Origin of the sequence: Blastopirellula retiformator, from assembly GCF_007859755.1 — a bacterium.
In the GTDB taxonomy this organism is placed as follows: Bacteria; Planctomycetota; Planctomycetia; order Pirellulales; family Pirellulaceae; genus Blastopirellula; species Blastopirellula retiformator.
The window spans coordinates 1,018,834-1,030,505 of the sequence record NZ_SJPF01000004.1 but is presented as its reverse complement, the minus strand read 5'-3'; the positions used below and the strand labels follow the sequence as shown (position 1 = coordinate 1,030,505).

General features: G+C 57.9%; 8 protein-coding genes and 2 rRNA genes. 7 read left to right on the top strand and 3 right to left on the bottom strand.

All coding sequences use genetic code 11. The annotated features are described in order from the left end of the window. From Enr8_RS20075 to Enr8_RS20055, 5 genes are all read left to right on the top strand, one after another. Positions 1-2,146 (top strand): 23S ribosomal RNA (locus tag Enr8_RS20075); the annotation flags it as partial. A 213-nt stretch (positions 2,147-2,359) separates the two neighbouring features. After that, positions 2,360-2,467 (top strand): 5S ribosomal RNA (gene rrf, locus Enr8_RS20070). A 268-nt stretch (positions 2,468-2,735) separates the two neighbouring features. Next, positions 2,736-3,149: a hypothetical protein gene (locus tag Enr8_RS20065; protein ID WP_146434917.1), complete on the top strand. Its 414-nt coding sequence runs from the start codon at positions 2,736-2,738 to the stop codon at positions 3,147-3,149. Positions 3,150-3,331: 182 nt separating this feature from the next. Beyond that, positions 3,332-3,778, top strand: coding sequence for a hypothetical protein (locus Enr8_RS20060; RefSeq protein ID WP_146434914.1), 447 nt, complete (start codon positions 3,332-3,334; stop codon positions 3,776-3,778). A gap of 184 nt (positions 3,779-3,962) precedes the next feature. Next, positions 3,963-4,904, top strand: a complete 942-nt coding sequence (locus Enr8_RS20055; RefSeq protein WP_146434912.1) for a methyltransferase domain-containing protein — start codon at positions 3,963-3,965, stop codon at positions 4,902-4,904. A gap of 225 nt (positions 4,905-5,129) precedes the next feature. Here Enr8_RS20055 and Enr8_RS20050 read toward each other — a convergent pair whose 3' ends face one another. Continuing rightward, positions 5,130-5,702 carry a Maf family protein gene (locus Enr8_RS20050; RefSeq protein ID WP_146434909.1) on the bottom strand — a complete coding sequence of 191 codons (573 nt, stop codon included), beginning with the start codon at positions 5,700-5,702 and terminating at the stop codon, positions 5,130-5,132. An 88-nt stretch (positions 5,703-5,790) separates the two neighbouring features. Between Enr8_RS20050 and Enr8_RS20045 the strand changes: the two genes are divergently transcribed. Further along, entirely contained in the window at positions 5,791-6,462 is a 672-nt protein-coding gene (locus Enr8_RS20045; protein ID WP_146434907.1) for an RluA family pseudouridine synthase, read from the top strand. Between the two features lie 111 nt (positions 6,463-6,573). After that, positions 6,574-7,929: a serine/threonine protein kinase gene (locus tag Enr8_RS20040; RefSeq protein ID WP_146434905.1), complete on the top strand. Its 1,356-nt coding sequence runs from the start codon at positions 6,574-6,576 to the stop codon at positions 7,927-7,929. Between the two features lie 3 nt (positions 7,930-7,932). Here the strand turns inward: Enr8_RS20040 and Enr8_RS20035 are convergent, their stop codons facing one another. Both Enr8_RS20035 and Enr8_RS20030 read right to left on the bottom strand, forming a co-directional pair. Further along, entirely contained in the window at positions 7,933-9,390 is a 1,458-nt protein-coding gene (locus Enr8_RS20035; RefSeq protein WP_146434903.1) for a hypothetical protein, read from the bottom strand. Continuing rightward, on the bottom strand, positions 9,390-11,666 hold the full coding sequence (locus Enr8_RS20030) for an ABC transporter substrate-binding protein (RefSeq protein ID WP_146434900.1): 2,277 nt from the start codon (positions 11,664-11,666) through the stop codon (positions 9,390-9,392). The genes Enr8_RS20035 and Enr8_RS20030 overlap by 1 nt, the downstream gene beginning before the upstream one ends. Positions 11,667-11,672 lie beyond the last annotated feature (6 nt).

Genomic DNA, 11,672 nt, shown 5'->3' with positions numbered 1-11,672 from the left:
GTTATACCGCGTGGAGGACCGAACCCACTTGGGTTGAAAACCGAGGGGATGACTTGTGGGGAGGAGTGAAAGTCTAATCAAACTTGGAGATATCTCGTTCTCTCCGAAATAGCTTTAGGGCTAGCCTTGAGCCACTACGTACCGGGGGTAGAGAGACTGAATCGATTTGGGGCCCCTTCCCGGGGTACCCTGTCGGACCAAACTCCGAATACCGGTGCGACTATCTCAGGAGTCAGTCCACGGGGGATAAGCTTCGTGGTCGAGAGGGAAACAACCCAGACCGTCTGCTAAGGTCCCGAAGAAACGCTCAGTCACTAAGGAGGTTGAATTACTGTGACAACCAGGATGTTGGCTTAGAAGCAGCCACCATTTAAAAAGTGCGTAACAGCTTACTGGTCGAGTAATTCTGCGCCGATAATGATCGGGAGTAAGCGTTTCACCGAAGCAGCGGACGAAAGTGGTAGGAGAGCGCCGATAGTCAGATACGAGCCGTACCGAAAGGAGCGGTGTTGGGGCTATCGGGTGATTATGCCGGAATGAGTAACGATTAAACAGGTGAGAATCCTGTTCGCCGAATACCTAAGGTTTCCTGGGGAAGGCAATTCCGCCCAGGGTTAGCCGGTGCCTTAGTCGAGGCCGAAAGGCGTAGACGATGGATAGCAGGTTAATATTCCTGCGCTAGAACGTTGGACCGATGGAGGGACGGCGTCCGAACTGTGATCGGGCTGGTGGATCAGCCCGTGATTTGCAGCAAGTTGGGGAGATTGGAAAATCCGCTCCCGGAATACAAGCTGTCGATCTGACTCTTTTTGAGGTAATCATTAGCAGGACGTCCAAGAAAAGCTTCTAAGGGTTGAAGGCGTTTTAACCGTACTAAAACTGACACAGGTAGGTAGGTCGAGTAGACCAAGGCGCTCGGGAGAACAGTGGTTAAGGAACTCTGCAAAATGACCCCGTAAGTTCGCGATAAGGGGTGCCTCTGACGGTTCACGCTGTTGGAGGCCACAGAAAATCGGCTCTGGCGACTGTTTATCAAAAACACAGGACCCTGCTAACTCGCAAGAGGATGTATAGGGTCTGACGCCTGCCCGGTGCCGGTAGGTTAAGGAAGAGGGTGAAAGCTCGCGACCGAAGCCCCGGTAAACGGCGGCCGTAACTATGACGGTCCTAAGGTAGCGAAGTTCCTTGTCGGGTAAGTTCCGACCTGCATGAAAGGCGTAACGACTGGAGCACTGTCTCAACCACTGACCCGGTGAAATTGTAGTTGTGGTGAAGATGCCACATACCCGCAGTTAGACGGAAAGACCCCGTGAACCTTTACTGTAGGCTGATATTGGTCTGAGATATGTTCTGTGTAGGATAGGTGGGAGGCTTTGATCTCGGCGCGCCAGCGTCGAAGGAGCCGTCCTTGAAATACCACCCTGAATATGTTTTAGCTCTAACCCTGAATATCCGTGAATCCGGACAGGGAACAGTGTCAGTTGGGCAGTTTGACTGGGGCGGTCTCCTCCCAAAGAGTAACGGAGGAGTGCAATGGTACCCTCAGCCTGGTTGGCCATCAGGCAAAGAGCGCAATGGTAGAAGGGTGCTTGACTGCGAGACTTATCGGTCGAGCAGGTACGAAAGTAGGTCATAGTGATCCGGTAGTCCCGTATGGAAGGGCTATCGCTCATCAGATAAAAGGTACTCCGGGGATAACAGGCTTATCGCATCCGAGCGTCCATAGCGGCGATGCGGTTTGGCACCTCGATGTCGGCTCATCACATCCTGGGGGTGTAGAAGCTCCCAAGGGTTCGGCTGTTCGCCGATTAAAGTGGTACGTGAGCTGGGTTCAGACCGTCGTGAGACAGGTCGGTCCCTATCTGCTGTGGGCGTACGAATTTTGAGGAGGTTCTTCTTTAGTACGAGAGGATTTGGAAGGACGACCCTCTGGTGTCCCAGTTGTCATGCCAGTGGCACGGCTGGATAGCTATGGTCGGAAAGGATAAACGCTGAAAGCATCTAAGCGTGAAGCCCGCTCCAAGATGAGAATTCGTAAGCACTTTAGTGCGAGAGTCCCCTGGAAGACGACCAGGTTGATAGGCTGGATGTGTAAGCACAGTAATGTGTTCAGCTAACCAGTACTAACGGACGAAAGCTTGACCACTTATATTCAACGCTTTTCACTCGAGAATTTGCGTTCTCTATAAAAATCAATTCGTCGCTTGCTTAAGCTCGACCTTCGGGTGAGCTCGATTGAAGAAGCTTCAATGCTTCAGGCAGGCGACTTGTGGCCACTACGCTGCGGACCGATCACTCGGTCCGCCGTTTGCCATGAGTCATCAGGCTCGCATCAGCCCACACGTTGGTGCAAGCCTTTTCCGGTGACCATATCGAAAAGGTCATACCTGTTCCCATTCCGAACACAGCCGTCAAGCTTTTCGAGCCGATGATAGTGCCAAAAGCGCGAAAGTAGGTATCGCCGGATTTATTTACACTTCCAAAGCCCCAACCAAATCGGTTGGGGCTTTTTTTGTGCCCTGGGGGCAGGAAGTTGGCGGCGAGGCCAACTGGGGAGAAGCTCTTCGACAAAAGACGACGACATCTTGTTTGGAGAGCTCTTTTCGTCCGCGCCAGAGTAATCGCAGAAAACCGTTCTGCAGCGGGATAAAATACTTGCCGAAGCGACGTTGAAGCGGCCATAATTGCCGCGACCTCTAAGTTCTTTCCCTCCAGATTCTCTTGGAAGCCCATCTATGTCTCAGCCAGTTTCCATCGCGGCCCGTTCTATTCTCAACCGCCGCGGCGCCGCCAACAAGGTGTTGATTTACGTGCTGGTTGGCCTTGGGGTCGTCGGCGTACTGGGGCTATTGGCTTGTGGGGGCGCTGCGTATGGCTTTTTGGCTTGGAGCGCCGCGATCGTCGAAGAGGCGGCGGAAGAAACCTTCGCCGAACATCCGCTGGTCCAACAGGAAATCGGCGACTGGCAATCGGCCGACGTCAACATCATGAAAGGGGGCGAGTACGGCCAGGAGCTGAACGGCTCGGCGGTCGCGGTCGAACTGGAAGGTTCCGAGGGAAGCGCCGTGTTGGTCATTTTGAATCTCGACCAGGATGGCTACGAGCGGGCGTTTCTGGAAACCGACCATGGGCGGGTCGAACTCGACTGACGCAATCGGTCAATTCACCAAGGGAAGCCGACGCCGTTATACTCGCCGCTTTCCTATCAGTCCGTTGATTTTCTCGACGGACTGCGTGATCGCACGGATGCACTGAGCCTGGAGAGGTTGGAAAATGCCACGAGGGCATTTTTCAACAGGCAGTTAGGTTTGTCTGGCGAGAGTAGATATCTATGAGCGGCGGCAACTATTCGTACGATCCCAACGATTATCAGTCAGGCGGCAATCAAGCTGGCAACGGCCGCCGGTATTTCTTTATTGGTTGCATCGTCGCCTCGGTCGTAACGCCGATCGTACTCGGATTCGTCTGCTGCGGCGGCTTGGTGGTCTTCGGCATGAACGAATTCGCCAAGCAAGTAATCGCGTCCGTCGAAGACGATCCGACGTTTCAGAGAGAAATTGGCGAGGAGGCCACCGCATCGGTTAATTGGGGGCATCTCTTCTCAGACGACGAAGAGATGGACCAGTTTTTCTTTGATGTCGAAGGGGAAAATGGCAGCGGCATGGTCGAAGTGATCGACGGCGATACGACCATCGAAAAGGCGACGCTGCACAAAGATGGACGCGAGTGGGAGCTAAACTTGAAAAAGGTCGACCTGCTTGGGGAGATCGAAGAGTAACGCCCCCCAGGCGACTCCTCGCTGACCAGCCAATCGTGGCGCCGATGGCCGATTCTGCCGATTATCCCACCTGGCCGGCGACGGCGATGGGAAATCGGGCCGACTGGCGATTTACCGCGACCTATGGTTGAAAAGGTCCGCGTGCTTCGAGCGCGGCGATCATTCCCTCAGCCGTAAGTTCGTCATGTCGCTTCCGTTAGATGTCATGGCCTGTCCGATCTGCGGACAGATGCTCGCCCACCAAGACGAACAGCTCGTTTGCCAATCGCCGGAGTGCGGGCACACGTTTCCGTCTTCGCGCAGCGTGCCGATCTTGATCAACGAAGCGAACAGCATCTTCGACACCAGCGGCTTCGAGGCGGACGAAGAAACTTTTTTCCGCTCGAATCATCCGATTCATGAGTGGATCAGCGAACATTTGCCCGACCTATCGTGCAACGTCTCGGCCAAACGAAACCTGGAGACGCTCGCCCAACTGCTCAAAGCTCGCCAAAAGCCGGTTCGCGTGCTGGTGGTCGGGGGTGGGGTCGTTGGCGCCGGACTCGACGAGTTGCTCGAAGATTCCGAAATTGAAGTGGTAGAAACCGACGCTTCGTGGGGACCGCGGACGCAATTGATCTGCGACGCCCACAACTTACCGTTCAAAGATGACGCGTTTGACGCCGTGATTGTCCAGGCGGTGCTGGAACATGTGCTCGATCCGCAGCGGTGCGTCGAGGAAATCTATCGCGTGCTGAAAGCGGACGGCCTGGTTTACGCCGATACGCCGTTCATCCAACAGGTGCATGGCCGCCAGTTTGACTTCACCCGGTTCACGCGGCTGGGACATCGCCGACTTTTTCGCCACTTTGAAGAAGTCGAAAGCGGCGTGACCTGCGGCCCCGGTATGGCACTGGCCTGGACGGCGCGATATTTCATGATGAGCTTTTTTCAGTCCAAGCGACTTCGCTCGGCCGCCAGTTTGGCGGCGCGGTGCAGTTTGTTCTGGCTGAAATACTTTGACTATTACCTGGCCCGGCAGAAAGCGTCATTCGACGCGGCGTCGGCCTTCTTTTTCATTGGCCGAAAGAGCCCGGCGATTTTGAGCGATCGAGAGTTGATCGCCGATTATCAGGGCGGGTTCTAGAACGCATTGCCTGGGTTAGCCGCGATAGCTCTCGCTATCGCGGCCGACAAAGTCGGCAAGAGGCATCGTCTTGAGTCGTAAGCAATAGCGGCGGCGGCCAACTCAAGCGGTGTCGCCTAATGCTGGTTTGTTTACGCCGCAGATTGATGCCTCCTGCGGCTGCGCCGCCCAGATAGCGGGAGCTATCTGGGCTAACCATTGAACTGAGTTTCCTGCTCGAATTCTCTACTCATGAAAATTCATCAGCAAGATCGCCAGCAGTTCTAGCGGTAGGCCGACGACGTTCGATTGGCTGCCGCTGACCACTTCGATCCAGTCGATGCGATCTTGCAGACCGAAGGCGCCCGCTTTTCCTTCCCAGAGGCCGGTGTCGAGGTACGACTCGATTTCCTCGTCGCTCAGCATCCGCATTCGCAGATGCGACTCGGCGACGTCCTGGGCGATAAAATCTTCGGGCCGGCGCCACAAGCAGATGGCGGATAATACGGTGTGATCGCGACCGCGCAAGGTTTGCAAAATCTCGCGGGCATGATCACGATCGCGCGGTTTGCCCAAGGGGAGTCCATCACATTCGGCCAACGTGTCCGCCGCCAGCACGATTCCTTCTGCGGTCCGTTTTGCGACATCGGCCGCTTTTTCGCGGGCCAATCGCAACACCGTCGCGCGGGGCGGTTCGCCAGCGACGGGATCGGTCTCGGCATGATCGGCGGGCAGGACGACCTCAAACGGGATGCCGGCCATGGTCAGCAATTCGCGCCGTCTGGGAGAGCCGCTCGCCAGGATCAAGCTAGGATACATTCGCAGGACTGGAACTAGGAGGCGTGGGAGGCGTAGAATCGACGTTTTCGCGCAGCATCGCTGAAGCTTAGCTAAGAAGAATCATCCGATGAAGTTTGCGACTCCGCAAGTTCTTTACGAAGATAACCATTTACTAGCGATCTCGAAACCTGCATTATTGGCGACGATGGGCGCCAAGGAAGGGGAACCGAGCGCCGCCGAGTGGGCCAAAGATTATCTGAAACGGAAGTACGACAAACCGGGTAGCGTCTATGTCGGCGTCGTCAGCCGGATCGACGCCCACGTGACCGGCGTGCTACTGTTGGCCCGGACCTCGAAAGCGGCGAGCCGACTTTCCGAGCAATTTCGGGATCGCTCGACCGAAAAGGAATATAGCGCCCTGATTCCGCTGGGTGCGAAAATCCGCAGCGGCAAACTGGTTGATTGGATCCGCAAAGAGGACAAGCTCCGCCGGATGGTGGTGGCCCCGGAAGGCGCCGCCGACGCCGACAATGCCGAGCTGGAGGTGATCGGACAGCAGCGGCTCCGGCAATGCCAGCGGGTCGAATTGCGACTGATCACCGGCCGAAAACACCAGATTCGCCTCCAGCTAGCCAGCCGCGGCGCGGCAATCCTGGGAGACCGTAAATATGGGGCGACCGACCGTTTCGCCCCCGGGATTGCGCTGCACGCGCGACGTCTCGTTTTTACGCATCCTACGCTGAAAAAACGACTTACGATTGAGGCGCCGTTGCCCGATTCTTGGCAAGATTATTTGTAAGAAAGTCCTTAACCAACCCTCAAAAAGGACCAATTTCGCCCGTCCGCCTCTTGAAGATCGGTGGAACCGAGTAAAATCAACTCAACTACTTTTCTTTCTGGCTAGACCGCCGTGCCTACTGAGTCCGCGAAATCATTTCGAGAAACCGCATTGGTCAGCGGGCTCGTCTCCTCCGAGCAGATCGAAGAGACGATCCAAAAGCTGCAGGCGGCGTCGATCCGTCGCAACGTCAGCGACGAAGATCTAGCTGCCGCTCTGGTCGATCGGAAGATGCTAACCCAGTATCAAGCCGACCAGTTGCGTAAAGGCCTGACCAAGTTAACCCTGGGCCCCTATGTCATCACCGACTGGATCGGGCAGGGGGGCATGGGGCAGGTCTTCAAAGCCGAACACAACTTCATGGGTCGTCAGGTGGCGATTAAAGTGCTGCCGCTGCAGCGGAGCACGCCTGAGGCGATCAACCGGTTCATGCGCGAAATTCGCATGCAGGCCCAGTTGGATCATCCTTGCCTGGTGCGAGCGTACGACGCCGGCCAAGACGGCAACGTCCATTACCTGGTGACCGAGTATGTGCCGGGAACCGACTTGCGGCGGCTGATCCGAGCCAAGCGTCATCTGACGCAGTATCACGCGGCGACGATCGTCTCGCATGCGGCCCGCGGTTTGGAATACGCCCATCAACAAGACTTGTGCCATCGCGACGTAAAGCCGGGCAACATTCTGGTGACGCCCGACGGCAAGGCGAAGGTCTCGGACCTGGGGCTGGCCGACTTCATGAACGAGGCGAATAGCAGCGGCGCCTCGGGCAAGATCGTCGGCACGATCGACTACCTGGCGCCAGAGCAGATTCGCGATCCGCTGGATGTGTCGCCGCTGTGGGATATCTACTCGCTCGGCTGCACCTTTTATTACGCGCTGACCGGCAAAGTGCCGTTCCCCGGCGGATCGGTTCAAGACAAAGCCCGCCGCCATCGCGACGAACCGCCGCTGCACCCGCATCGGTTCAATCCCGATATCGATCGCGACCTGGTCGACGTCATCGCCGAGATGATGGAGAAGAACCCAGAGAAGCGGATTCAATCGGCGGCCGAAATCGCCGCTCGGCTCGAGCCGTGGGTTTCGGACACGCGGCAGTTTGAATTGAATCAAACGATTCAGCCTGCCTGGCAACCTCCGCCGCCGGTTTACGCCAGCGGGGGTCACATGAACGACACCGAAGCAGGCTCGAACGCTTACGAAGTGAGCCCGGACGATAGCGAAAGTCATAGCCAGACGTCGCAGTCGACCGAGCAGTCGTTGTTCGCGTCGCAAGATACGGCGGCGATTCAGCCCAGCTCTTCGCGGCTCATCTTTCAGCCGCGTCAAACCCGCCGCGAACGCCAGCTAACGATCGCGTTGTTGGTCGGCTTGCCATTGTCGGCGATCATGGGCGCACTGGTCACCTACTTGGCGCTCGCGGCGCGATAGCCGCTACTTGCCGAAATCGTCCGAAGAGGTCGGCGCCGCGGCGTCTCCCCCAAAGCTGTCAGACGCCTTCCGCATCTTTTGCACTTCGTCGGCGAGATCGCGCTCGAGATTGCGGTTGTAGCTCTTGCTGGCCAATTGCTGCGCCTTGTCAAACAACTGCGTGATCTGGGCGCTGGTCCGTTGGTCCGACGCGTCGCCCCCTTCCAAGAAGTCGTTCTTCGCCTGGCGGAATTGATAGAGCAGGTCATTGATCTTCGTCATCTCTTGCATCTCGACAAGCCACTTCTCGGCGCCTTCGACGTCTCCTTCTTCAATCCGGCGACGAATCCGGTCGGCGATCAGCTCGCGACGAGCGATCACGTCGAGCATCTTCCGCCGCCAGCCGAGGACGAATCCTTCCGCTTCGACCTGCCGCGCGTTGTCGGTGACGGTCGCGGTCAGCTCTGACTCAAGTCCCGGCACCAGGGGCAATCGGGCGAGCAAGCTGCCGCCGCTGCGCACGTACAACAGGCGGAATGGATGCTGCGGATCTTGGGGCAAGCCGACCACGCCATGATCGTCGGTCGCGGCCAGCCGTTCGCTTTCGCCCGACTGCGTGTCTTTGGCGTAGATTTCGTAACCAGGCAGTGGGCTTCCCTCGCGACTCCTCACGTGCAGTTCGGTTTGCTGGTAGGCGGGCTTCACGGCGACCGCCAAACGTTCGACGCGAATGCTCTTGCGCCCCGACAGCGGACGCCGAAAGCCCGAGAGGATTTCGCACTTTTTGAAGTTGAATTGATCCGCCAGCACTTCCAGCACGGTCCAATCAATCATCTGCACGCCGTTCTTTTCGAGCTGACCGGTCCGGTTCAGCCGACGCATCGCAACCGTCAGGGCCGAACCGTTGGGAACGATCGCCGGCGAATCGGGCGTATCGGCCAGACCTTGGGCTTTCATCACGACCAGCGCTTCCGACTCATCGATGCGTTCGATCTTGCCGATCGGCTCAAAGCAGCGCCGCAGTAGATCAACCGCCGTGATGCTGACCAGCCGCAAGCTGCCAATTTGCTCGCGATGAACGCCACTCCACCGCTGCGTGCGAACGTCGAACTGCCGCGCCGCCATTTGTAGCTGCGGCGATTGCGATTGAATCGTGACCAAGATGATCTTGTCGACTGGGGCATCGGCCGTTTGCGGATTGACCGGCTGCGTCATTTCGCCCAGCTTGTGAAACGCGTCCCAACGCAGCGGTGCAGGGCAGGGGAGCACATCGACCTGCCAGACCGCTTTGGCGGCAATCCAGCTTCGCTGCTCGATCTTCTCACGCACTTGTTGTTGCGCCGAGTCGCTCAGCAATCGCGGATCGTCAGCGGCAATCCAAACTTCGACGCGATACGGATCAAATTCCCACGGTGCGGCCAGCGCTGTTTGCGATAGCGACAAGCAGAAACCGACGATCAACCAGGTCCAAGCGGTACGCATTATTTATTCCCCTTTCCGGAAGTCAGGGAAATGGCGGACCAACGTTCGACGTCTTGGAACAGCGTCATCGGCTGCCGCGAAACGCCGCCGAACTCGGCCGAGCGAACGAAATAGTCGCGCATCTGCCAGAGTGGAAGTACGATCGTTTCGTCATAGGCGACGCGATGCAAAGTCCAGAACCGCTCGCGAACCTGCGTCCAGTTGGTCGCTTCGTTCAACCGACGAACGGCGGCTTGCAGGTAGCGGCTTTGATGTTCGGCGGGAATCATCTGCGAGACCAACAGCGGGATGTCGACCAGCGACTCTTGCACGCAGGCTTCGACGTACAACAGGTCAACGCCGACGTCGGCAGCGCGAATCGCCTCGGGAGGCGTGACGACCAGTTCGACTTCAAAGCCAACTCGCTTCAGGTACCTGGCGATGGCGGTGGTCGCCTCGCGCGAGATTTCGCTATCGGGATGACCGATCTTCAGCTGTTTGATCATCTGCGGCGCGTCGGTCTCGGCCGCTTCGGCTTGTTGCTCTAGTTCGAGCAACGCCAGGCGGAACAAAGTAACGCTCATCTCCGGTTCGTAGGGGCGGGGATCGATCGAGTTGTCGTACCCATAGCCGGCCGAATCGTCCGCTTCGAGTCCCGCCGGAATTGGGGCGCTAATCAGGTGGCTGCCGCGAATCTCGGCGCCTGCCAAGAGGCGGCCATCCAGGATCGAGCTGCGATTGATCGCGTACAGCAGCCCGCGACGGAACGTGGGGGACTGCATCAGCGGATGATCGTAGTTCGGCGCCAGAAAGTGAATCGAGGGGGTCCGATAGTAGTCGACCACCAGCGAGCTGTCGGCCTTCGCTTCGTCAACTTGCGTCGGGAACAGACGATCGATGATGTCGATTTGCCCCGAGCGAAGCGCCAGCAGGGCGCGACTCGAATATCCGAAATTTTCCATCTCGATCGCTTGCGGCTGCTGCGGGCTGCGCATCGCGTAGTCGGGATTGACCACAAACCGCCGCATATCGCCGCTCGTCTTTTCCTGATACGGAACCGCTTCGGGAAGCTGCTGCATGACGTCCAAGCGAGCGAGCGCCTCGGGACGCACATGCGGCGTCTTCAGCTGCACGCGAAGTTCGCGGCCGTTTTCCAGATCGACATAGGCGAGCGACTCTTGCAGCAGCGCCAGTCGCGGCGAAGAGGGGGGCTGGCTAAGCAGTTGAGCTGAGCACGGATAGGCTTCGGCCGGATTGCGAAACAAAAGACTGAACTCGACGCCGCCGACCGCGCGTCCCAAGGTACCGAACGGCGACGCATACTGGCTGCCGTCGGCGCCAAAGCCGATCAATTCGGTCAGGTTCCGCTGCAGCAGCCGCCGATCGCGGGTTGCGGCGAAGGTCATGCTGGCCGAATTGGCCACGACGGTCGGCACGGTGACGCCGACGCGGATAAACGGAAAGCGGCGGGCGATTTCTTCCGACAGCTCGGGGCCGCCGCTTACTTTGCCATCGATAAAACGCATCTGTTTGGCGGCGACGAAAGCGGCGTTCAAGTCGCCGGCGGCCAGATAGCGTTTCGCTTCGTCCCGCTTTTTGCCCGCTTCGGTTTGCAGGTACTGTTTCCACTTGGTGACCGACGCGACGTCGCGAATGCGGAGCTTCGACAACCGCGCGATCAGTTCTCGGGCCGACGCGTACTGCTGCTGCGCCACGTAGTCGCCAATCAGCTTATCGGCCGCGGCGTTGATCGCCGTGTCGAGATTGTCGACCGGCGGGCGGTACGAGTTCGCCTCTTCCAGGAACCCGAGCGCTTCTCCATATTGATTGTTGCGAAACGCTCCTTTGGCGTTCTCGTACAAGTAGGCGGAAAGCGCCGTCGACAGGCCCTCATGCTGCGGATAGTCGAGCAACAGCCGATCATAGAACTTGAAGGCGGCGTCCAGCTGACCCGCCCGGGTCAGGCGATTCGCTTCGTTGAGCAGCAACTGCGGAAACTTGATGTACGAGGTCACGTACTTCCGTTTCGTTTCGAGCGTCCGGCCATCTTCCGACACGAAGCGGACCGTATCATTCCCCTTTATGTTCTCCCAAAACGTGCCGCGCGGCAGCGTCAGGGGGCGGATATTGATCTCGAACGTATCGGCCTTGTCCTTCATCGTGATCCGCTCGAACGGCACGTCGTCCGAACGCACGGCGCGGGCTGGCGGCGGCTCGTCTTGCGCAAGTAGCGGCGCCGCCGTCAGGCAAAAGCCGCACAGCAGGATCACTCGAATTGTCCAGAAATTTCGATTCACGTTGCT

What these genes read in the sequence shown, in the direction of transcription:
- Enr8_RS20050 (WP_146434909.1), bottom strand. Translation starts at nt 5,702, where the DNA reads ATGTATCCTAGCTTGATCCTGGCGAGCGGCTCTCCCAGACGGCGCGAA.
- Enr8_RS20065 (WP_146434917.1), top strand. Translation starts at nt 2,736, where the DNA reads ATGTCTCAGCCAGTTTCCATCGCGGCCCGTTCTATTCTCAACCGCCGC.
- Enr8_RS20060 (WP_146434914.1), top strand. Translation starts at nt 3,332, where the DNA reads ATGAGCGGCGGCAACTATTCGTACGATCCCAACGATTATCAGTCAGGC.
- Enr8_RS20055 (WP_146434912.1), top strand. Translation starts at nt 3,963, where the DNA reads ATGTCGCTTCCGTTAGATGTCATGGCCTGTCCGATCTGCGGACAGATG.
- Enr8_RS20035 (WP_146434903.1), bottom strand. Translation starts at nt 9,390, where the DNA reads ATGCGTACCGCTTGGACCTGGTTGATCGTCGGTTTCTGCTTGTCGCTA.
- Enr8_RS20045 (WP_146434907.1), top strand. Translation starts at nt 5,791, where the DNA reads ATGAAGTTTGCGACTCCGCAAGTTCTTTACGAAGATAACCATTTACTA.